The organism is Nocardioides turkmenicus, from assembly GCF_011045035.1.
Lineage (GTDB): Bacteria > Actinomycetota > Actinomycetes > Propionibacteriales > Nocardioidaceae > Nocardioides > Nocardioides turkmenicus.
Genome location: NZ_JAALAA010000006.1, coordinates 116,011 through 136,226, shown reverse-complemented (window position 1 = coordinate 136,226; position 20,216 = coordinate 116,011). Strand labels below are relative to the sequence as shown.

The 20,216-nt window shown below is 68.9% G+C and carries 22 protein-coding genes; 4 read left to right on the top strand and 18 right to left on the bottom strand.

Going from position 1 to position 20,216, the window contains the following annotated elements:
* Nucleotides 1-17: 17 nt before the first annotated feature.
* The 4 genes from G5C66_RS08930 to G5C66_RS08915 form a co-directional block, all read right to left on the bottom strand.
* Nucleotides 18-1,238, bottom strand: coding sequence for an MFS transporter (locus G5C66_RS08930; protein WP_165110606.1), 1,221 nt, complete (start codon nt 1,236-1,238; stop codon nt 18-20).
* Between the two features lie 70 nt (nt 1,239-1,308).
* On the bottom strand, nt 1,309-1,782 hold the full coding sequence (locus tag G5C66_RS08925) for a MarR family winged helix-turn-helix transcriptional regulator (protein WP_165110605.1): 474 nt from the start codon (nt 1,780-1,782) through the stop codon (nt 1,309-1,311).
* A gap of 113 nt (nt 1,783-1,895) precedes the next feature.
* A complete protein-coding gene (locus G5C66_RS08920) occupies nt 1,896-2,429 on the bottom strand; it encodes a glutathione peroxidase (protein ID WP_165110604.1) in 534 nt (177 codons plus the stop codon).
* Nucleotides 2,430-2,499: 70 nt separating this feature from the next.
* Nucleotides 2,500-2,802, bottom strand: a complete 303-nt coding sequence (locus G5C66_RS08915) for a hypothetical protein (protein ID WP_165110603.1) — start codon at nt 2,800-2,802, stop codon at nt 2,500-2,502.
* A gap of 185 nt (nt 2,803-2,987) precedes the next feature.
* Here G5C66_RS08915 and G5C66_RS08910 point away from each other — a divergent pair, with 185 nt between their 5' ends.
* Nucleotides 2,988-3,812, top strand: a complete 825-nt coding sequence (locus tag G5C66_RS08910) for a metal-dependent hydrolase (RefSeq protein WP_165110602.1) — start codon at nt 2,988-2,990, stop codon at nt 3,810-3,812.
* Here the strand turns inward: G5C66_RS08910 and G5C66_RS08905 are convergent.
* From G5C66_RS08905 to G5C66_RS08875, 7 genes are all read right to left on the bottom strand, one after another.
* Nucleotides 3,796-5,868, bottom strand: a complete 2,073-nt coding sequence (locus G5C66_RS08905; protein WP_165110601.1) for a protein kinase domain-containing protein — start codon at nt 5,866-5,868, stop codon at nt 3,796-3,798. The genes G5C66_RS08910 and G5C66_RS08905 overlap by 17 nt on opposite strands.
* An 82-nt stretch (nt 5,869-5,950) precedes the next feature.
* Nucleotides 5,951-7,369, bottom strand: coding sequence for a nitrate- and nitrite sensing domain-containing protein (locus tag G5C66_RS08900; protein WP_165110600.1), 1,419 nt, complete (start codon nt 7,367-7,369; stop codon nt 5,951-5,953).
* 228 nt (nt 7,370-7,597) lie between these two features.
* Nucleotides 7,598-8,641, bottom strand: coding sequence for a hypothetical protein (locus G5C66_RS08895; protein ID WP_165110599.1), 1,044 nt, complete (start codon nt 8,639-8,641; stop codon nt 7,598-7,600).
* Entirely contained in the window at nt 8,638-9,252 is a 615-nt protein-coding gene (locus G5C66_RS08890) for a DUF2867 domain-containing protein (protein WP_165110598.1), read from the bottom strand. The genes G5C66_RS08895 and G5C66_RS08890 overlap by 4 nt, the downstream gene beginning before the upstream one ends.
* 75 nt (nt 9,253-9,327) lie before the next feature.
* Complete coding sequence (locus tag G5C66_RS08885; protein WP_165110597.1) at nt 9,328-10,005, bottom strand: response regulator transcription factor; 678 nt, start codon at nt 10,003-10,005, stop codon at nt 9,328-9,330.
* Complete coding sequence (locus tag G5C66_RS08880) at nt 10,002-11,192, bottom strand: sensor histidine kinase (protein WP_165110596.1); 1,191 nt, start codon at nt 11,190-11,192, stop codon at nt 10,002-10,004. Before G5C66_RS08880 ends, G5C66_RS08885 begins: the two co-directional genes overlap by 4 nt.
* A 16-nt stretch (nt 11,193-11,208) precedes the next feature.
* Nucleotides 11,209-12,219, bottom strand: coding sequence for a TerC/Alx family metal homeostasis membrane protein (locus G5C66_RS08875; RefSeq protein ID WP_165110595.1), 1,011 nt, complete (start codon nt 12,217-12,219; stop codon nt 11,209-11,211).
* A gap of 290 nt (nt 12,220-12,509) precedes the next feature.
* Here G5C66_RS08875 and G5C66_RS08870 point away from each other — a divergent pair, with 290 nt between their 5' ends.
* The 3 genes from G5C66_RS08870 (at nt 12,510) to G5C66_RS08860 (ending at nt 14,625) form a co-directional block, all read left to right on the top strand.
* Complete coding sequence (locus tag G5C66_RS08870) at nt 12,510-13,040, top strand: flavin reductase (protein WP_165110594.1); 531 nt, start codon at nt 12,510-12,512, stop codon at nt 13,038-13,040.
* Between the two features lie 49 nt (nt 13,041-13,089).
* Complete coding sequence (sodN, locus tag G5C66_RS08865) at nt 13,090-13,485, top strand: superoxide dismutase, Ni (RefSeq protein WP_165110593.1); 396 nt, start codon at nt 13,090-13,092, stop codon at nt 13,483-13,485.
* A gap of 174 nt (nt 13,486-13,659) precedes the next feature.
* A complete protein-coding gene (locus G5C66_RS08860) occupies nt 13,660-14,625 on the top strand; it encodes a bile acid:sodium symporter family protein (protein ID WP_165110592.1) in 966 nt (321 codons plus the stop codon).
* On the opposite strand, the gene G5C66_RS08855 is transcribed toward G5C66_RS08860, so the two are convergent.
* The 7 genes from G5C66_RS08855 to G5C66_RS08825 form a co-directional block, all read right to left on the bottom strand.
* Nucleotides 14,612-14,914: a hypothetical protein gene (locus tag G5C66_RS08855; protein ID WP_165110591.1), complete on the bottom strand. Its 303-nt coding sequence runs from the start codon at nt 14,912-14,914 to the stop codon at nt 14,612-14,614. The genes G5C66_RS08860 and G5C66_RS08855 overlap by 14 nt on opposite strands.
* A 4-nt stretch (nt 14,915-14,918) precedes the next feature.
* A complete protein-coding gene (locus G5C66_RS08850) occupies nt 14,919-15,644 on the bottom strand; it encodes an arsenate reductase/protein-tyrosine-phosphatase family protein (protein ID WP_338144119.1) in 726 nt (241 codons plus the stop codon).
* A gap of 36 nt (nt 15,645-15,680) precedes the next feature.
* Entirely contained in the window at nt 15,681-16,406 is a 726-nt protein-coding gene (locus tag G5C66_RS26445) for a sulfatase-like hydrolase/transferase (protein ID WP_165110590.1), read from the bottom strand.
* The gene (locus tag G5C66_RS26440) at nt 16,340-17,281 is read right to left on the bottom strand and encodes a sulfatase-like hydrolase/transferase (protein WP_165110589.1); all 942 of its coding nucleotides are present in this window, start codon (nt 17,279-17,281) and stop codon (nt 16,340-16,342) included. Before G5C66_RS26440 ends, G5C66_RS26445 begins: the two co-directional genes overlap by 67 nt.
* A 173-nt stretch (nt 17,282-17,454) precedes the next feature.
* Nucleotides 17,455-18,318, bottom strand: a complete 864-nt coding sequence (locus G5C66_RS08835; RefSeq protein WP_165110588.1) for a 3-hydroxybutyryl-CoA dehydrogenase — start codon at nt 18,316-18,318, stop codon at nt 17,455-17,457.
* Nucleotides 18,315-19,058, bottom strand: coding sequence for an enoyl-CoA hydratase/isomerase family protein (locus G5C66_RS08830; protein ID WP_165110587.1), 744 nt, complete (start codon nt 19,056-19,058; stop codon nt 18,315-18,317). The genes G5C66_RS08835 and G5C66_RS08830 overlap by 4 nt, the downstream gene beginning before the upstream one ends.
* Nucleotides 19,058-20,215, bottom strand: coding sequence for an acyl-CoA dehydrogenase family protein (locus G5C66_RS08825; RefSeq protein ID WP_206443870.1), 1,158 nt, complete (start codon nt 20,213-20,215; stop codon nt 19,058-19,060). The genes G5C66_RS08830 and G5C66_RS08825 overlap by 1 nt, the downstream gene beginning before the upstream one ends.
* Between the last annotated feature and the right edge of the window lies 1 nt (nt 20,216).

Sequence of the window (20,216 nt, the reverse complement as noted above, 5' to 3'; positions counted from 1 at the left end):
AGGGATCGCCGCGGAGCTCAGAGGCGGGCGGCCTCCTCCGGCACGCGCTCGGAGACCTTCGGGTCCCGGGCGCGTGCGGCGTTCACGAGCAGGTACGCCGCGACCACCGCCCCCACGGCCAGCGCGACCGCCGCCGAGGCGTAGGCGGCCGCGTAGCCGGAGGTCGTGAGCAGGCCCGCGGCGATCAGAGTGCCGAGGAATCCGCCGGCCTGCTGGGTCGTCGTGGTCAGACCGGAGCCGATCCCGGCGTACTCCGGCGCCAGCGCGCCCATCGCCAGCGCGGTCACCTGCGGCATCGCGAGCCCGAAACCGAGGCCCATCACGACCGCGCCGGGGAGGACGTCGAGGAGGAAGCTGCCGGACTCGGGCAGGCGGACGAGGTAGACCATGCCGACAACGAAGGCGAGCAAGCCCGCGACCAGGATGCGCTCGGAGCCGAACCGCTCGGCCAGGGCGGCGCTGAAGCCGAGGCTCGCCACCGCGATCACCCCGCTGACCGGGAGGAACGCCAGGCCGGTCGCCAGGGCGCCGAAGCCGAGGACGTCCTGGAGGTAGAGCGTGGTGACGAACTGGAAGGTGAACCCGGCGAAGGTCAGGGTCACCAGGATCAGGTTCGCGAGCGCGAACCGGCGCTCGGCGAACAGGCCGCGCGGGAGCAGGCCGCCCTTGGTACCGGTCGGCGGCGTACCCTCCACCGCGCGCAGCGCCACGATCAGGGCGATGATCCCGAAGGGCACGTTGATCAGGAAGGCCCAGCGCCACGAGGCCACCTCGGTGAGTACGCCACCCAGGACCGTGCCGACCGACGCACCGATCGAGCCGACGAAGGCGAGTACAGCGAAGGCGCGCAGGCGGTCGCGGGCCTCGGGGTAGAGGCCCGCGATCATGCCGAGCACCACGGCCGAGGCGATGCCGCCGCCGAGACCTTGGACGAACCGGGCCATGACCAGGGAGACCGGGTCCCAGGCGATGCCGCACCAGGCCGAAGCGAGCGTGAAGATGCTCAACCCGGCGAGGAAGACCGGGCGCGTCCCGAAGACGTCACCGGCCCGGCCCGCCGGGAGCAGGACGAGGGCGAAGGCGAGGAGGAAGCCGTTGACCACCCAGGACAGCGAGGTGTCGCCGAAACCGAGGTCGTCGCGGATTGCAGGGAGGGCGACGGTCACGACCGTGCCGTCGAGGATCACCATCAGCTGAGTTGCTGCGAGGGTCGCGAGCGCGACTGTCTTGGTCGTCATAGATACGACCATAGAAGATTGTTTGTTATGAAACAATCTATTTCGGGATATTCCTTTGTGGACCTATCTCTCAGCGAGCCGAAGCAGGCGCGCGCCGCCGCAGCGTCATCGTGTGCGACGGCGTGGCCCACGGCCCCTCGACCAGGTGCTGGAGCGCCTCGAGGAACGCCTCGCCCTCGCTCGGCGCCAGACTCTCGAGCGCCGTGGCGACGGTCGCGTTGTAGACCTTCGAGGCCTCGTCGAGCGCCTTCACGCCGTCCGGCGTGAGCGCGACGATGCGAGCTCGACGGTCGGTGGTCGAGACGCGTCGCTCGGCGAGCCCGCGCTGCTCCAGGTTGTCGAGCGTCGTGACCATGGTCGTCTTGTCCAGCATCGCCATCTCGGCCACCGCGTTCTGGGTGTACTCGCCCTCGGCGGCCTTCATCAGGACGCAGTACTCCCGCACCGAGAGATCCAGGTCCGCCAGCGCCTCGCCGACCTGAGCGGCGAAGGCGTGCGCGGACTGGTTGAGCAGGAACAGCAGGTCGATACGCGGTCCGGTCATGAACCAGATGATAACGAACCATCTGATACCGAACTATCTTCTGATCAACTATCTAGGCAAAGACGGCGCCCGCCCCGACAAGACATCGGGAACGAGCGCCGCCCGGGGTCAGGTCAGAGATACTGCCCGAGGTCCGCCTGGATCTCCTCGGGCGTCACCGGCGGCTCGTAACGCTTGATGACCTCGCCGTCGCGGCCGATGAGGAACTTGGTGAAGTTCCACTTGATGTCGCCGGGCTCGGTCGCCGGCGTCAGGTCCTTGACGCCTTCGTAGAACGCTCCGAGGTGCGGGCCCCAGTCTCCGGGCGCCTCCGCCCGCAGGAAGTCGTAGAGCGGCGCAGCGTTCTCACCGTTGACGTCCACCTTGGCCATGACCGGGAAGGTCACGTCGTACGTCGTCTTGCAGAAGTCCTGGATCTCGTCGTCGGTGCCGGGCTCCTGACCCAGGAACTGGTTGGTCGGGAACCCGATGACCTCGACGCCGGAGTCCTTGGTGGCACGGTAGAGCGCCTCGAGGCCCTCGTACTGTGGCGTCAGGCCGCACTTGCTCGCAACGTTGACGATCAGCAGAAGCTTGCCCTTGTAGTCGCCGAGCGCGACGGTGCTGCCGTCGGCGGCGGTCGCTTCGAAGTCGTGCGTAGTGGTCAAAGATCTCTCCTTGGAACGTCGGACATCGGTCGTCGAGCCTGTCGAGGCGACAACCCGGCTCCGCCCGAGGTTATGCCCCGCGCTGATGCGGCACGGACGAGGCCTCCTCGGCCAGCCGCCGCTCCCGCGCGACCGTCATGATCGCCGCCGACATCCATTCGAGCGCCTCGGGCATCTCGAACGCGATCTCCTCGAGCAGCGTCGGCATGTCGTGACGCCCCACCGAGAGCAGCATCTCGCTCAGCGATCCGTCGGGCGCGGTCACCATGAACCGGAACTCGATCGCCTCAGGAGTGACCGTGGCGGCGCACCGGCTGGTCTCGAACGTCCACGGCGCACGGCGGGCCTGGCCGTGGGTGCCGGGAGTCGTCATGACCGCGGATCATATTCAGGTTGCCGCCTCGGCCGCACCCCTTTCTCCCCTCGGATCATCCCTCGAACAGTGATTCGAATCTCGCCACGAGACACACCGCCCCAGCACGCGCGCAACCTCACGATGACCGGTACGTTCGTCCGCGGTCATTCGGCGGGGAACACTGGAGAGGGACACAACTTCACATGATGGGCGGGCATCACGCGGCCTCTGGCGCTGCCGCGTGGATCGCAGTGACATCGTCGGCACCGATCGCATTCGGGTGGTATCCCGGCGTCTCGGACGTAGGGGTGATGACCGGCACCCTGGTGTGCGCCGGCGCCGCGCTGCTGCCGGACGCGGACCACCACAACGGCACCATCGCCAACTCGCTGCCGCCGATCTCCGACGGCCTGACCAAGATCGTCGGACAGGTCTCGGGGGGCCACCGCAACGGCACCCATTCGATCCTCGGCGTGGCCGCCTTCACCGGCCTCGCCTGGGGCGCCGGGACGCTCGCCGTCCAGACCGAGCGCTTCGGCAGCATCCTGATCGGCCCGGGCATCATGTGCATCCTGCTGGTCGCGTTCGCGATGAACGCCCTGAAGCTCACTCGCCGGGGATTCATCTGGCCCTGGGTCTCCGCGGTGACGCTGGCGAGCGTGATCGCGATCTTCGCGCCCGAGGAGTGGTGGTGGATGCCGTTCTCGGTCGCTCTGGGCTGCGTCGTCCATCTCATCGGCGACTTCGTGACGACGATGGGGATCCCGTTGTTCTGGCCGATCGCACCCAAGCCGCCCAGGTGGGTACGGCGCAACAAGTGGCTGCCGTTCGACAACATGTGGACCCGGGGCGGACACTTCGCCCTCCCGATCCTCGGCGACGCCGGCTCCATCCGGGAGTGGGTCGTGATGACCCCGATCAGCCTCTACGCGATCGTCGGCTTCGGCTGGGCGATGCTGAGCCAGATGGGCTTCGACGTCGACAGCCGCTGGGATGCCTTGGTCGCGAGCCTCACTGCTCTGATCTGACGGACCGTCGGCGCCCGCGCAGCGGGCGTACGACGAAGATCCCCGCCAGCAGGGCGAGCGCACCGAGGAACGCGGCGACGGCGACCATCCCGCTGACGACGACCTTGGTCTGGACACCCCGGTGCTCCTCGCCGACGTCGTCCGCGACGATCAGGGTCATCGCGACGATGGTGTCCTTGAGGAGCTGGATGAAGCGGTTCATGTCCTCGGCCCAGACCTGGGCGGCCGGCCTACCGAGACCGTGTTCCGCGAGGTCGGGGACGACACCCTCCAAGGACCCGTCGTTGATCACCTGGACGACGGCGTTCTGCGACACCACACCGCGGGAGCCGTCCGCGAAGGTGCCGTTCGAGATCTTGTCCAGCGCCTTCTGGGTGGCCTTCGGGGAGTCGGCGTAGAAGGAGCGCGAGGTGAGCTGCCAGGACGTACGCGCCTCGCTCATCGCCTCCATCGACTCCTCGTCGATCCGTCCCGTCATCAGCGCCGGCACCATGATCGCGCGCTCGACGCCCAGCGACTCGGCCGCCGACCGGACGTACTTGAGGTTGGTGACCTGCTTGTAGATCTTCTCGTTGCGGATGTTGGGCATCTCGGTCGCGAAGTCGAGTAGCTCGTAGGCGGTGTCGGTGTAGGCAGCGGCCGCCGCCTCCGTGCTCGCCTTGTCGCCGTCCTCGAGGTCCTTGCGGTAGGCGTCGATGCCCTTGAGGACGGTGTAGGTGCGCTCGACCCGCTCGCGCAGGCTCGGGGTGTCGGCGAGGTCGACCTTGGTGATGTCGGCGTGCCAGGCCTCGATCGAGTCGTCGGTCACCTGGCGATAGGCCTGCCGGACCGCGTCCGGGACCTCGTCGGAGCTCAGCGCGTCCCGCTCGAAGATGAGGTCCATCCCGAGCTCGTAGCTCTCCGGGAGCGCGCCGGCGATCGTCATCGCCCGGCTGGAGACGGACCGCTCGTCGAGGGCGTCGGCGAAGGACAGCCCGCCCAGGACCAGGGCGATCACGACCGGCACCAGAAGCGTGCCGAGGACCCGCCTGCGCAGGAACCTCGGCTTCGGGGCGGCATGCGACCGAGGCGTACGCTGCACCGACTCCACCACGCCCGCGACCGCTGTCACCGGCGAGGCCTTCGACGGCGAGGAGGGCGATGGCACGGCGAGCGAGGCCGCCTTGGGAGCCGCGAGCGCCGCGGGCTTCGGCGCGGAGGCGAGTTCCCGGCTGCCGGCAGTGATCGCGGGGACGACGCCGGGACGACGCGCGAAGGCGACGACCTCGCCGGCGGTCGGCCGCCGGGACGGGTCCTTGTCCATCATCGACGCCACGAACTCGTCGATGTGGGCCGGCACCGTGACGACGTCGTTGACGTGCGGGACGGGAGCGGTCACGTGCTGGTAGATCATCGAGACCGGCTCGGAACCGGCGTACGGAGCGCGTCCGGTGAGCAGCTCGAACGCGACGCACCCGAGCGCGTAGATGTCGCTCGGCGGCCCGACCACGGTGTCGGCGGCCTGCTCGGGCGAGATGTAGGGCAGGCTGCCCATCACGTGGCGGGTCGACGTCAGCCGCTCGGCCTGATGGTTGGCCAGCTGCGCGATGCCGAAGTCGAGCACCCGGATCCGGCCGTCACCGTCGTAGACGAGGTTGGACGGCTTGATGTCGCGGTGGATGATCCCGGAGGCGTGCACCGCGGTGAGGGTGCGCGCGACCTGGACGATCGCCTCGCTCGCCTCCTCGACGGTGAACCGCCCCTGCTTCTCGAGCCGGTCGGCCAGCGTCGGACCCGGGAGCAGCTCCATGACGAGGTAGACGATGCTGCCGTACTCGGTCTGCTCGACCCCGACGTCGTGCACCTGCACCGTGCCGGGGTGGCTGGCCGCCGTGGTCGAGAGCGCCTCACGCCGGAACCGCTCGGTCACCTTCGGGTCGGCGGACGTCTCCACGACCTTGACCGCCACCCAGCGTTCGAGCCGGATGTCGGCCGCCTGCCAGACCTCGCCCATCCCGCCGCGGCCAAGCAGTCGGTGCAGGCGGTAGCGGCCTGCGATCGGGGGGCGCGTTCGCATGCGCATATGTTGTCGGACTCACACCCCGTGCGTCTCGTGTACGCACCGATGAAATCCGCCGATCTTCGCAGAAGTCGCCTGTTTACGCATCAACTGATCGTCCTCGCGATCGCAACAGCACGACACCGAGGACGACGAGCACCGCCAGCACGATCCCGGTGAAGATCCCCCAGCCGATCGTCTGGTTCTTGGCGTCCTGGTGCGCACGGTCGACATCGTCGGCGAGCTGGCGAGCGGAACCGACGACCACGCTCTTGAGGTCCTGTACGTAGGTGGCCGCGTCGGCCAGCCAGACCTGGTCCACCGGCCTGCCGTCGGCACCGTCCTCGAGCTGCCGGATCACGTCCTCGACGTCACGAGCGTTGAGCACCCGGATGACGGCGCGCTGGGACGAGACCGCGTAGGAGCCGAACTCGAACGACCGACCCGAGATCTTGTCGAGCCTCTGTCGCATGCCGGGATCGGCGCGCGCGTAGATCGACTCCGAGTGGGTCGCCCAGGAGTCCTGCGCCGCGCCGAGGTCGGCGATGCCCTGGTCGCTGATGCGCCCGTTCCGCAGCGCGTTGGCCATGACCCGCCGCTCGAGGCCGAGCACCTCGGAGACGGACCCGATCAGCTCCAGGTTGCGGGCCTGCCGGGCCAGCTCGTCGTCCTGGAACGTCGGCAGCTCGGCGGCGAGATCGAACAGTCCGTTGACCGCGTTGGTGTAGAGCTCGACGGCCACCATCTTGCCGGACCTGTCGCCCTCTCGCGCGGCCGCACGGATGTCCGAGAGCCGTTCGAGGGCCGCCGCCGAACGCTCCGTACGCCGCCGCAACCCCGGATCACCCGAGACGTCGAGCTCCCTGACCTCGGCCGTCCACGCCTCGATGGACCGGTCGGTGACCTGCAGGAAGTCCTCGGTCAGCTCGGCGTCGGTCCGCAGTGCGTCGCGCTCGATCGAGAGGTCGAAGGCGAGCTGGAAGCTGGTCGGCAGGATGCCCGCCAGCGGCTTCGCGCTCCCGACCGTCGACATCGTGTCCGCTTCCCGGAGCGTGCCCCAACCACCGAAGACCAGCCCGGGCAGGACCAGAAGCATCAGCACGCCCAGAACCGTGGGCGAGAGCCTCGGCCCGGTCCGGCCGGTCGGCCGTACGACCCGCTTCGGCGGGGCGGCGACGCCGCTCTCGAGCACGGCCACCACCTCGTCGGCCCGGGGCCGCTTGACCGGGTCGTCGGCGAGCATCGCGGCCGTGATGCCGTCGAGGTGACCGGGCACGGTCACCAGGTTGCCGACCCGCTCGGGCTCCACCCCGGCGTACGGCGGTCGCCCGGCGAGCAGCTCGAAGAACACCGCGCCGAGGGAGTAGATGTCGCCGGCCGGGCTGATCCGCCGGCGGTCGATCTGCTCGGGAGACATGTACGGCAGGGCTTCACCGCCGCGCGGCGCGGGCGCGCCGATCAGCGCGATGCGGCCGTCCGGGGCGTACCCGATGGTGGCCGGCCGGATGTCTCCGTGCACCTGCCCGACGGCGTGGCCCGCCTCGAGGATGCGGGCGACCTGAGCGACGATGGCCGCGGCCTCTGCAGGGGGGATACGGCTCTCCTGGACAAGCCGGCCGGCAAGGCTCTGACTGTTCAGAGCGGTTCCGCCCTGTCCGGTCAGATGATTCAAATGCTGGCGACCGGCGCGTGGGGGACGGATACGCATGGGTACATAGTCCCTGTTCAGGCTGCGGCTGGCCCGGGCTCAGCCGAGAGTTTTCCTGGACTTGGCCAAGAGTTCGACTCCGTCGGTGCGCCGCCCCAGGTAGGCGAGACAGGCGACCGCGAGAGCGACACCCCACAGCGGCCACAGCATCTCCGGGGCCCAGGCGCCCCAGTCCGAGGTGGCCCCGGGGACCGTCCAGAGGTCGTCCGCGATCGCCATCCGCCAGAACGAGATCCCGGCGGACGTCACGGCGCTGGCGACCAGGATCCCCGGCACCAGGGCCATCGCGACCGGGACCGGGCGCCCACCGACACGCGGCACCCAGCGCCAGAACACCTCGCCCCAGCGGGCCACCAGTCCCCAGGTCAGGATCGCCCCGACCACGGCGAAGGTGCCGAGTCCGAAGCCCGCCCATCTCCCCTCGCCGAGCTCGTCCAGCATCTCCCGGCTGATCCCCAACGGGATGCCGACCGTCCAGGCGATCCGGGTGGCGGCGTAGAGAAGCGGTACGACGACTGCGACCGCCACCGCAGGACGACCCCAGCGCGCCCAGCGGCCCCAGTCCAGACGCCCGCCCGGCGTGGCCCGCGCGAGCAGGGAGACGCCGGCGACGACCATGGCCAGGCCGCCGACAGCATGCCCCAGAGCGGCCCCGGAATCGACGAAGAGACCCCACTCGAGCTTTCCGGCACCCGGCCCGAGCCCGACTGTCGCGAGCAGGACCTGTGGCAGGTAGCCGAGGAACATCAGGGCGCGGACGTCGGAGACGACCGCGGCGACGACGAGTCCGACGACGATCAGGAACCACCCGGTCGCCCTGGTCGTACGCGGCGTCCGCGTCTTCACCGCCGCGCCCCCGACAACCAGGACGAGGAGGGCGAGCATCGCAATCACCCAGGACATCTGGGTGCCGTCGAGGCCGCCGAGTGGCGAGGCCGCGTCGGGCACCCACGGGTCCGGCGCCCTGCCCAGCAACGCCAGCCCGGACAGGGCGCCGAAGGCGAGGGTCCAGGCGCCGGCCACCCACGGCGCCGCGCGCCGCACGGCCGACGGTGGCTGCGTACGCTCCATCGTGACACTCATCGGGCCACCCCCTGAGCGGTCTCCCAGCGACGGCCGACGGTGCGCAGCAGCGCCGGGTAGACGACGAGGTAGCGGAACGGCTTGATGAACGCCATGTACGCCTCCCCGAGCACGCCGTTCGGCCGCACCAGCACGCTCATCTGGGCGCTGTAGTCGTCGGGAACCTCGGGGACCTCGACCCACCCGAGGTGCAGGACGCCGTGGACCGTGCGGTTGGCGACCTCCGCCGCGTACTCCCGATCCGTCAGGAAGAGCGGGTGGAACGCGCCGTCGTGCTCAGGGGCGGGCTGGTCGCGGAGGTCGGCCGGCAGGCGGTCGCTCAGCGAGGCGACCCGTCGGCCGAGGCCGTGCTCGTCCTCGTCGGTGCCGAGCAGCTGGCCGAGGGCCATGCGGACGGCGAACAGGAAGCGGTACGCCGCAGGGAAGTCGCGGTCGTCACCACCCATCATGGAGTCGACGAAGCGCGGGAAGTCGTCCGCTCCGCCCCGGACGGGCAGGGCCCAGACGTCCTCGAGGTCGAAGTCCTCGGTGATCTCGTGGATCCTCCAGGGCCGGCTGGAGTAGGCGCCCGACGGGATCGGTCTCGTTCTGACAGCTGTCTGTGTGGTCATGTCTCCACACTGGTCCTCGGGCGACGGTGGCTCGTCGCCCACAGGTCGCGGACCCCTCATCCTCTGGGATGAGACTCAGCTCCGGGGTCCGACCAACCCCGTCTCGTACGCCAGCACGACCGCCTGCACCCGATCGCGCAGGCCGAGCTTGGCGAGCACATGGCCGACATGCGTCTTCACCGTGGCCTCGGAGAGGTGGACGCGACGCGCGATCTCGGCGTTGCTGTCACCGGTGGCGAGCTCGAGGAGCATGTCGAGCTCACGAGGCGTCAGAGTCGCGCGGATGTCGGCGGCCCGCCCGCCGTCGGGGGCCGGGCCGGTCGCCACGTGCTCCAGCAGGCGTCGCGTCGTCGACGGCGCAACCACGGCGTGACCTGCGTGAACGGTGCGGATGGCGGCGACGATCTCCTCGGCGCGGGCGTCCTTGAGGAGGAAGCCGCTGGCCCCGGCACGGATCGCCGGGAACGCGTAGTCGTCGAGATCGAACGTGGTCAGCGCGACCACCTTGGTGGCCGGCTGCTCGCCGGTGATCGAGGCCGTCGCCTGGATCCCGTCGAGACGGGGCATCCGCAGGTCCATGAGGACGACGTCGACCCGCTTCGTACGCACCAGGGCGAGCGCCTCGTGACCGTCGGCCGCCTCGCCGGCGAGCTCGAGGTCGGGCTGGCTCTCCACCATCATCCGGAGTGCCGAGCGCATCAGCTCCTGGTCGTCGACGATCGCGACCCGGATCGGGGTCTCGTGCTCGGTCATAGGGGCATCATGGCGCGGACCCGCCATCCTTCGCCGCTCGGCCCGGCCTCGAGGGTGCCGCCGACGGCAGAGACCCGTTCGCGCATCCCGCGCAGTCCGCGTCCCGGCGGTCGTTGGATCCCGACGCCGTCGTCGCTGACCTCGACGCGCAGCTGGCGACCGACGCGTGTCATCGACACGGTCGCGACGGCTCCCGGGCCGGCATGACGGGTGACGTTGGTGAGTGCCTCCTGGACGACGCGATAGGCGGTCAGGCCGACGGCCGGCGCGACCTGGCCGAGCTCGTCCGCCTCGAGGCGGATCGTCAGACCGGCCTCGCGCATCCGCTCGACGAGATCGTCCACATCGGCCAACCCCGGCTGCGGCTCGGTCGAGGCGATGTATCGAGCTTGTCGAGATGACTCGCCGCCGAGTACGCCGAGCAGCCCGCGCATCTCCGCCAGCGCCTCCCGGCCGGTGGTCGCGATGGTGTCGAGGATCCCGGAGGCCCGATCCGGCTGCTGCGCGACGACCATCCGGCCGGCCTCGGCGTGACTGACCACGACCGCCAGCGAGTGCGCGACAACGTCGTGCATCTCCCGGGCGATGCGCTGGCGCTCCTCGGCTGCGGCCCGGTCGGCGAGCTGGTCGATCCAGGCGGCCCGGGTCGCCCGGAACCTGCCGAGCGCCCAGGCGGCCACCGTGGCACCGAGCGTCGCGGTGGCCACCATCAGCCACCACGTCCACCCCTCCAGCCCGGTGCCCTCGAACTTCGACAGACGTACGACGGTGACCAGGCACCCCACCAGCGCGATGCCGAGCGCCACCCCCGGCCACGGCCTCCGGTCCCGGGCGCTCACCGCGTAGAGCAGCACGAAGAAGCACAGGCTGCTCGGCAGCAGCACCGGCCCGTAGTCGCTCCCGGCCGCCTCCGCGGTGGGCCCGCTCAGATCCGGGCCTGCGACCAGCACCAGCTCGGACAGCGCGCCCACGACGTACGAGGCCAGCGGCCAGCGACGGGCGGTGGCCACGGCGCCGTGCAGAGCCAGCAGTGCGGCCACGAGGGCGATCTCCCAGCCCCTGGCCACCTCACCATCGACCACCGACGTCCAGCCGACCGGCAGCAGCACCAGGGCGAGCAACCCCGCCAACGCGACCTGCCCCAGGTCTCCGAGCCAACGGGGACCTGGGGCAGGGACTGACGTCATGACCTCAGCGTAGGGCCTACATGCTGCGCGGGCCGGTGGCGTCGTCGCGCTCCTTCTCGGTCATGCTGCGCGACTTCAGCAGGCTGAGGATCGTGGTGATCGCCAGGATGCCGACGATGACGCTGAGCGAGACCGCGATCGGGATCTCCGGGGCCCACTCGACGTGGTGGCCACCGTTGATGAAGGGCAGCTCGTTCTCGTGGAGCGCGTGGAAGACGAGCTTGAGGCCGATGAAGCCGAGCAGGATCGCCAGACCGTAGGACAGGTAGACCAGCCGCTCGAGCAGGCCGCCGATGAGGAAGTAGAGCTGACGCAGACCCATCAGGGCGAAGATGTTGGCGGTCAGGACCAGGTAGGCCTCGTTGGTCAGACCGTAGATCGCCGGGATCGAGTCGAGCGCGAACAGCAGGTCGGTCGTACCGAGAGCACAGATGACCACGAACATCGGGGTCGCGACCCGCTTGCCGTTCTCACGGATGAACATCTTCGCGCTGCTCCACTGCGAGGTCAGCGGGATGTGCCGCTCGAGGTACTTCACCACGGCAGGCTCCTCGTACTCGTCCTCGTCCTCGCCGCCCTCCATGGCCAGCTTGACCGCGGTGTAGATCAGGAACGCACCGAACAGGTAGAAGACCCAGCTGAAGTTCTCGATCGCGGCCGCACCGACTGCGATGAAGATGCCGCGGAAGATCAGCGCCAGGATGATGCCGATCAGCAGCGCCTTCTGCTGATACTGCCTCGGCACCGCGAACTTCGACATGATGATGATGAAGATGAACAGGTTGTCGACCGAGAGTGAGTATTCGGTCAGCCAGCCCGCGAAGAACTCGGTGCCGTACTTCGGGCCGGAGAACACGAAGACGCCGATGCCGAAGAGCACGGCCAGGCCGATGTAGACGCTCAGGGCGACGATCAGCTCTCGACGCGAGGGCTCGTGGGGACGACGGCCGATGACGAGTACGTCGAAGAGCAGCACGGCACTGGCGATGCCGATGGTCAACCACCAGATGAGCGGGGAGACGTCCACGAAGGGACTCCTTAGGTCGTGAGGCAGAGCGGTTCTTTGGGAAGGTTAGGCGACCGAGGCCCCAGCTTCGAAGTCGTAGCGGACCGCAACGGCGGTCGGCATCGGCGTACGGCGACACACCAACCCGAGTTGTATAACGAGTGCTTAGCAAGTCTAACAAGTAGCACCCGCGACACCTGACATGATCTCAGGCGACGCCAGGCAGATGAGTCCGCGATCACACCGTGGATGACTGGACCTCAACCGGACTTGATGTTTTAGCGTCGCTGCGAAAGAGAGAGGAGGGGGGTGTGAGCGACACACTCACCGACCAGTTCAAGGCCGGCTTCCGTCGATACCCCACCGGCGTGGCCATCGTCGCCACCTCGACCGAGACAGGACCCGTCGGGGCGACCGTCTCGAGCGTGGCCTCGGTGAGCGCGAACCCGCCGATGCTGTCGTTCTCGGTCTCCCGGTCCAGCCGGTCCGGCCCGGCATTCACCGAGAGCGACCGACTCGCGGTGCACGTGCTGACCGACTCCCAGGCACACGTGGCCGCGGCCTTCGCCGACCGCACGGCGCCACGATTCACGCTGACCCAGGGCTGGAGGCTCCCGCTCGGCGAGCCGCCGATCCTGGACGACGCCGCGGCGACCTTCTACGGCCGCGTCGTCCGCGTCGTCCCCGCCGGCGAGGCCTGGCTGGTGCTGATCGAGGTCGACGAGGTCACCCTCGGCGAGAACGCCGAGCCGCTCCTCCACCACGACCGGCACTACTGGTCGCTCGGCCCCTCCGTCAGCACCGTCCCGCTCGACGGGATCCTGCCCGAGAAGGCTTCCTGACCGCCGACATCGACGGTCTTTCTCCACCACATCATCGAGAGGAACCACCATGCGTCTGTTCGCTCCCACCATCGAGGTCTCGGCCCACTGCGACCTGCCCTGCGGCGTCTACGACCCCGCCCAGGCCCGCATCGAGGCCGAGTCCGTCAAGGCGGTCATCCAGAAGGCCCTGGACAGCGACGACCCCGACTTCCGCACCCGCGCCATCATCATCAAGGAGCAGCGCTCCGAGCTGGTCAAGCACCACCTGTGGGTGCTGTGGACCGACTACTTCAAGCCTCCGCACTTCGAGGCCTACCCCCAGCTCCACACCCTCGTCAACGAGGCCACCAAGCTCGCCGGTGCCTCCGGCACCAAGGGCACCCTCGACCTCGAGACCGCCGACAAGCTCCTCGCCAAGATCGACGAGATCGCCGAGATCTTCTGGGCGACCAAGAAGGCCTGAGCTTCTCCATGCTCGACGACTCAGGGGCATAGACGTACGACCAGTACGTCGACGGAGAGCTGGACTGGCTCTCCTGACCATCCCCCACCCTCGCCCGCCGCGCGCCTCCTGCGAGGATCTCGCGGCGGGCGGGTCATCGGTTCGACCCGTGCCCCTCGTCTCGGAAGGCAGAGCATGAACACAGTCCGACAGATCAGCGCATTCGTGGGCCGCTGGTTCGCCCTGATCGTCCTCGTCGCCGGCGCCATCGCACTGGCCACGCCCAGCACTTTCGACGGCTGGGCTGCCCAGGTCCCCCTGCTCCTCCAGATCATCATGCTCGGGATGGGCATGACGTTGCAGCCCAGCGACTTCGCGATCATCGCTCGACGTCCGTGGGCCCTGCTGCTGGGCGTCGCCGCGCAGTACACCCTGATGCCGCTCCTCGGCTGGAGCATCGCGCACCTGCTCGGCCTCTCCGCCGTGCTCACCGCAGGCATGATCCTGGTGGGCTGCGCGCCCGGCGGCACCGCCTCCAACGTCATGGTGTTCCTCGCCCGCGGCGACACCGCGCTGTCGGTGGCGATGACCTCGGTGTCGACGCTGCTCGCGCCCGTGATGACGCCGTTGCTGGTCCTTCTCCTGATCGGCGAGGACCTGCCGGTCTCCGCCAGTGACCTGTTCGTCTCGATCGTGGAGATCGTGCTCGTGCCGGTGCTCCTCGGCCTGGTGCTCAGGCTGCTGCTACCACGTCTCATCGAGCGCGTGATCGACGTGCTCCCGCTGATCTCGGTCGCCGGCATCACCGGTGTCGTGCTGGCCGTCGTCGCCGGGAGCTCCTCCACGCTGCTCTCCGTGGGGCTCCTGGTCGTCCTCGCGGTGGTGCTGCACAACGTCGCCGGTCTTGCTCTCGGGTACGCGGTCGGTCGCCTCTGCGGCATGCCGGTGTCCAGCCGCCGTGCGATCAGCATCGAGGTCGGCATGCAGAACTCCGGCCTCGCGGCCGCCCTCGCGACCGTCCACTTCTCCCCCGCCGCGGCGCTGCCAGCCGCAATCTTCTCGGTCTGGCACAACGTATCCGGGTCGGTCCTCGCGAGCTACTGGTCGCGGCGTCCCGTCGAGGATGCTGCGAGCCGCGAAGCCGACCTCACGCCCCAGTGATCCGCCACGGGCGGGTCGAGGGGCGGCGACCGCGCGTGGTGCGGTGATTGCTCGACCGCCGGTCGCGCTGCGTGTCGGCGGCCATCTCGGAGAAGTAGACGATGCCGGCGAACTGCTCGGCGAGCGATGGCGCGTCGGTGGTCGCGTTCGGGCTCTTCGCTCGGGCGTCGAGCGAGTCGCGCAGGATCTGTTCGATCGCGGCGCTGTCGTGGCCGCTGAACTCCTCGGCGGTGCGAGCGGTGGTGCTGCTCGACGCCGACTGCTGGTCGACGGTGGTGTCGGTGTCCATAGGTCTACTCCTTGCGCGTCAGGGATGACTGATCGGGCTCAAAGCGGGATGCGAGCGCCTGGATGCGGCGCTCGAGCTCGGCGTATGCGGTGTCGAAGGCCTCGGGCCCCTTGCCCACCGGGTCGGGGATCGACCAGTGCAGCTCACCGGGGACCTTCGGCGTCTCGTGCGCGCGGTCACACACGGTGACCACGAGGTCGTCGGGATCCAGTACGTCCTCGATCCGCTGCGGCTCGACGATGGGTAGGTCCAGCTCGCGGCGGGTCGCGACGTCGATCGTTCCTGGGTTGATGCGGTCGGCGGGATGGGTACCGGCCGAATCGGCCGGGATCGTACTGACCTGGCGCCACAGCGCCGCAGCCAGGTGCGAGCGCGCGGTGTTGCCGGTGCACACGAACAGGACACGCTTGGGAGCGGGACGGCGAAGACCGGTGCCCAGGCTGTCGAGCATGTCCTGCTCGAGGCGGAGATACGTACGTCTCCGGTCGCCCTCGGAGTGGTGACGAGAGACGACGCCTGCGCTCACCAGCACGTGGACGTGGTGGGCGAACAGGTTCGACGGGACCGCCAGCACCCCGGCGATCTCCGTGGGGGAAGCGTCGTTCGTATGGAGGATGTCAACGATCCGAAGTCGCACCGGATCTCCGAGCGCCGCATGCACCTTGGCCCTTCGCTCCAGGTCGGCATGTTGCTCAATGTCCATTGACTCAATGGTTACTGAGTCATCCACCTTGAGTCAAGGCATGCCTCACAAACGGCCCTCCGGTCAGCCGGGACTCGGCGTGGCCAGGGTGCCTGCGTACGTCTTCGGGCAGGTGCTGCCCGAGCAGGAGCGATACTTCGCCTCGATCACCTTCAGCTGGGCCACGACCTTGGCGTACCTCCGGTCGCCGGCGAGGTTGCGTGTCTCGTACGGATCGACGGCGCGGTCGTAGAGGACGGGCACACCGGTCGCGGTCACGGTGATGTAGGTGTAGCGCCCGTAGCGGATCCCGCGGTACTTGCTGGTCGTCCCGCCCAGAGTCGGCCAGGCGGCGACCGGGATCGGCCGGTAGAGCGTCTTGCCGGCCTTCACGCTCGACACGAGCACCCTGGTGATGTCGACCCCGTCCTGCGCCCGCCCCGGCGTCGCCCGCCCGAGAGCGGCGACCGTGGTCGCGATGTCCGGGTTGCCGACCGCGGAACCGACCTTGATGTTCTTCGGGACTCCCGGGCCGACCATCACCAGCGGGATCCGCATGGACTGCGACGTCTCCCACAGCTTGCCCTGGCGGTTGTGGTGCCCGGTGGTGTAGCCGTTGTCGCCGGAGAAGATGATGACCGTACGCCGGTACTGCCCGCTGCTCTTCAGATGAGCGATCGTGCCGGCGACCGCGCGGTCGACCGACTGGGCGGCCTCGATGCGCTGCTGGTAGACGTAGCGCATCACTCGCTTCTGGGCTGCGGTGTAGGGCTTCCCGGCGGTGACCTGGCCGGGCCCGGCGTAGAACATGTCGGGGGTCCTGGGGAGCTCGAGGCCGCTGAAGCGTCCCTTGTCGGCGGGCATCGGTCGCGTGTTCCCAGCCACAGCGACGGCTGGTCGGGGTAGCGCCTCTTCGGGTCGCTGGCCTCCACCGGGCCGCCCGCGTGGGGCGCCACGTAGTTGACCCACAGGAACCACGGCTTCTTGCCGCCCACGTTGGTCCCGGCCCTCTTGATCATCTTGATCGACCGGTTCTTCAGCACGACCGAGCTGTAGATACCGGGGCTCTGGATCGTGCCGTTGCTGTTGAACTTCGGGCTCAAAAGGTTATACGTCGACGGGTCGATCGTCGCCTGCCAGTCATCCCATCCCGGCTCGCCGCTGGAGTAGCGCTCCGCTCCCCGGCCGTAGTTGTTGAGGTACTTCCCGAGAAACATCGTGCGGTAGCCGGCCCTGTCCATCCACACCGGGAGCGTGTTCCGCCGCCCCGTGAAGCCCTTGTAGCCGCCGTTGGTGCCCGAGATCGACCAGTTCTTGTGGTTGTGGGCGTACTTCCCGGTCAGCAGGCTCGCCCGCGCCGGCACGCACAGCGGCGTCGGAGCCACCGCATCGGTGAACGTCGTCCCCTGCTGCACCAGCAGCCTCTGCACGTTCGGCATGTACCTGATGTCGGTCGCCGCCAAGTCGTCGACGTTGATCATCAGCACGTTCGGCCGCCCCGACTCCAAGCGTCCCGGAAGCGCAACCGCCACCGCCACGGTCGCCGGACCGCAGAACACCGCCACCGACGACAGGATTGCCGCCGTCGCGATAGACGCCCGCCTCCGCCGTACGCCGCCGAGGCCACTCCCAGACTTGATCGCCCGGCCAATTTTGGGCACTACACGATGGCAGGGGTGGTTCAACGAGACTCCTGGCAAAGATCGGACAGCTAGAAAACGCTTCTCCGATCCCGAGCCGGCGAGCAAGACAGAATGTAGCCCTCCGGGGCATTTCCCCGCAGATGTTCAGAGCTTTGTTGACCAGTTGGACAGCAACCGGCCACCCCAGCGTGTCGATGCGGGGACCGCCGCTCCGGTCATCGCACGTACTCGTAGAATCTGCGGCCGGCCTTGCGGCCCAGCAGTCCGGCCTCGACCATCCTCAGCAGAAGCGGCGGTGGCGCATAGAGCGGCTCCTTGAACTCCTCATGGAGCGACTCGGCGACCCTCACCGTCGTGTCCAGACCGATCAGATCGGTGAGCCGCAACGGTCCGAGCGGGTGTGCGCAGCCCTCGACCATGCCGTTGTCGATGTCCGCGGCGCTCGCGAAGCCAGACTCCAGCATCCTGATCGCCGACAGCAGGTACGGGATCAGCAACGCGTTCACCACGAACCCGGCACGGTCCTGGGAGCGCACGACCTCCTTGCCGAGAACGTTCCGCGCGAACTCCTCGATCCGCAGCGCCGCCGGCTCACCGGTGAGCAGAGAACGCACGACCTCGACGAGACGCAGGACCGGCACAGGATTGAAGAAATGGAGCCCGAGCACCTGCTCCGCACGCGACGTAGCCCAGGCGAGCCGCATGATCGGGATCGACGACGTGTTGGACGCCAGGATCGCGTCGGCCCCGGTGACGATCTTGTCGATCGCCTCGAACGCCTCGATCTTGAGCGCCAGCACCTCCGGCACCGCCTCGACGACCAGTTGCCGGTCGTGGAACGCGTCCCGGTCAGCGGTGAAGGTCAGCCGCTCGATCGCCGCCGCCCGATCGTCGTCGCTGAGCTTGCCCGCGTCGACCGCGCGGCCGAGAGAGCGCACCACCCGCAGCCGGCCGGCATCAGCAGCGGGGCGGTTGGTCTCCACGACGACGACGTCACGACCGGCACGGGCACACACCTCGGCGATGCCGGCACCCATGAGTCCACACCCGAGCACGCCGACCCGGTCGATCGAGCTCACGCCTCATCCTTCTTGTGTGCGGCCTGGTTGAGCGCCGCGTAGGCGAGCTGCTCGACGAGCAGCGACGTGGCCGTCGAGGACTCAGCGGCTGCGTCGATCGCGGCCTTGGTCCAGGCGACCGCCAGCGGGGGCAGAGCCGACAGCTGCTTGGCGAGGTCGAGCGCCCTGGCGTCGACCTCACCGGGGGCGACGACGTCGCGGACCAGCCCGAGCCGGTGTGCCTCGGCGGCGTCGAACCGGTCACCGCACAGCACCAGATCGCGGGTGGTTGCCGCCCCGACTGCTCGCACCAACCGGGTGATACCCCCTGACGACGGCAGGATGCCCAGCGCGACCTCAGGCAGTCCGAACGTCGCCCCCTCTGCGGCGATCCTGAGGTCGCAGGCGAGCGCGAGTTCGAACCCGCCGCCGAGACAGTAGCCCGCGATCGCCGCGACCGTCGGCTGTGGCAGACGGGCGACGGCCTCGTAGACCGAGCCGCTCCCGCGGTAGTAGGCCGCGATCCGGTCCGGTGTCATCTGCGGCAGTTCGCTGGTGTCGGCGCCCGCCGAGAACGCGCGCTCGCTGCCAGCGAACACCACCGCGCGCGCTGAGGCGACCCGCGCGGAGGCGACGGCGTCGAGCAGCTGCTGCTCGACCGCCGTCGACAGCGCGTTGAGCTTGGCCGGCCGGTCGAGCTGCACGACCACGACGTCACCGTGGTCGTGCAACCGGACCAGCTGATCCCGGGTTTCAGCCATCAGACTGAGGCACCGGCGTAGTCGAGCAGACCGGCCGAGCCGCGCTTGTTGAGCTCGTTACCGACGATCAGCTTCTGGACCTCGGTGGTGCCCTCCCAGATCCGGTCGACCCGCAGCTCACGCCAGAGACGCTCCACCGGGTTCTCCCGCATGTAACCACGCCCCCCGAAGATCTGGAGCGCGTTGTCGACACACCGGTTGGAGGCCTCGGACGCCCCGAGCTTGATCACCGCAGCCTTGGCGTTGAGCGCCTTGCGGTCCATGCCCTGATCGGCCTCCCAGGCGAACTGGTAGACGAGTGCCCGGTTGGTGAGGATGTCGACGGTGTTGCGGGCGAGCATGTCCTGGATCAGCTGGTAGCTCAGGATCGAGGCACCGAACTGCTCGCGCTCCTTCGCCCAGTCGGTGGCGAGCCGGGTCGCACGGTCAGCAGCGCCGATGGTGCGAGCCGCGATCATGATCCGCTCCTCGACGAACCAGTCGCGGGTCAGCTCATACCCCTGGCCGACCTCGCCGAGGATCTTGTCGGCGCCGACACGGACGTCGTTGAAGACGAACTCGGGGTGCTCGTAGACGAACGTGTGGGTGTAACGCGGAACCCGCTGCACCTCCACACCCGGCAGGTCCTTGTCGATGATGAACATCGTCGGCGCACCGTCGACCGAGCACAGGGTGAGGATGAAGTCGGCGGCGTCGCCCACGGTCACGAACCACTTCTCGCCGTTGATGACGTACGAGTCGCCGTCCTTGACCGCGGTGGTCGAGATGTTCTGCGGGTCGGAGCCTGCGTTCGGCTCCGTCACGGCGACCGCGTCCCGCCGCTCGCCCCGGATCTCGGGGAACAGGTACTCCTCGCGCTGCGCCTCGGTGGCGGCCTTCAGCGCGTTGGCGGGCCGCCACATGGTGTCCCACAGCGCGCCGGTGAGCTTGCCGACCTCCTCGGAGATGATCGCCTGCTCAAGCACGGAGTAGCCGGCGCCGCCGTACTCGGTCGGCATGTTGATGGCGGCGAGACCGTGGTCGATGATCAGCTGCTTCACCTTGGCGTGCTGCTCGAGGCTCAGCCCGTTGTTCATCTCGCAGTCGAGCTCGAAGGCGTACATCGCCTCGGTCCAGGCACGCGCCTGGTGCTTGAGGTCGATCTGGCGGGGAGTCATC

Excerpts from the sequence above, each read along its gene's own strand:
- G5C66_RS08930 (WP_165110606.1), bottom strand. The coding sequence starts at position 1,238 with ATGACGACCAAGACAGTCGCGCTCGCGACCCTCGCAGCAACTCAGCTG.
- G5C66_RS08925 (WP_165110605.1), bottom strand. The coding sequence starts at position 1,782 with ATGACCGGACCGCGTATCGACCTGCTGTTCCTGCTCAACCAGTCCGCG.
- G5C66_RS08830 (WP_165110587.1), bottom strand. The coding sequence starts at position 19,058 with ATGGCTGAAACCCGGGATCAGCTGGTCCGGTTGCACGACCACGGTGAC.
- G5C66_RS08880 (WP_165110596.1), bottom strand. The coding sequence starts at position 11,192 with ATGACGTCAGTCCCTGCCCCAGGTCCCCGTTGGCTCGGAGACCTGGGG.
- G5C66_RS08825 (WP_206443870.1), bottom strand. The coding sequence starts at position 20,215 with ATGACTCCCCGCCAGATCGACCTCAAGCACCAGGCGCGTGCCTGGACC.
- G5C66_RS08895 (WP_165110599.1), bottom strand. The coding sequence starts at position 8,641 with ATGAGTGTCACGATGGAGCGTACGCAGCCACCGTCGGCCGTGCGGCGC.
- G5C66_RS08910 (WP_165110602.1), top strand. The coding sequence starts at position 2,988 with ATGATGGGCGGGCATCACGCGGCCTCTGGCGCTGCCGCGTGGATCGCA.
- G5C66_RS08905 (WP_165110601.1), bottom strand. The coding sequence starts at position 5,868 with ATGCGAACGCGCCCCCCGATCGCAGGCCGCTACCGCCTGCACCGACTG.
- G5C66_RS08885 (WP_165110597.1), bottom strand. The coding sequence starts at position 10,005 with ATGACCGAGCACGAGACCCCGATCCGGGTCGCGATCGTCGACGACCAG.
- G5C66_RS08915 (WP_165110603.1), bottom strand. The coding sequence starts at position 2,802 with ATGACGACTCCCGGCACCCACGGCCAGGCCCGCCGTGCGCCGTGGACG.
- G5C66_RS08890 (WP_165110598.1), bottom strand. The coding sequence starts at position 9,252 with ATGACCACACAGACAGCTGTCAGAACGAGACCGATCCCGTCGGGCGCC.
- G5C66_RS08860 (WP_165110592.1), top strand. The coding sequence starts at position 13,660 with ATGAACACAGTCCGACAGATCAGCGCATTCGTGGGCCGCTGGTTCGCC.
- G5C66_RS26445 (WP_165110590.1), bottom strand. The coding sequence starts at position 16,406 with ATGTTCTACGCCGGGCCCGGCCAGGTCACCGCCGGGAAGCCCTACACC.
- G5C66_RS08855 (WP_165110591.1), bottom strand. The coding sequence starts at position 14,914 with ATGGACACCGACACCACCGTCGACCAGCAGTCGGCGTCGAGCAGCACC.
- sodN (WP_165110593.1), top strand. The coding sequence starts at position 13,090 with ATGCGTCTGTTCGCTCCCACCATCGAGGTCTCGGCCCACTGCGACCTG.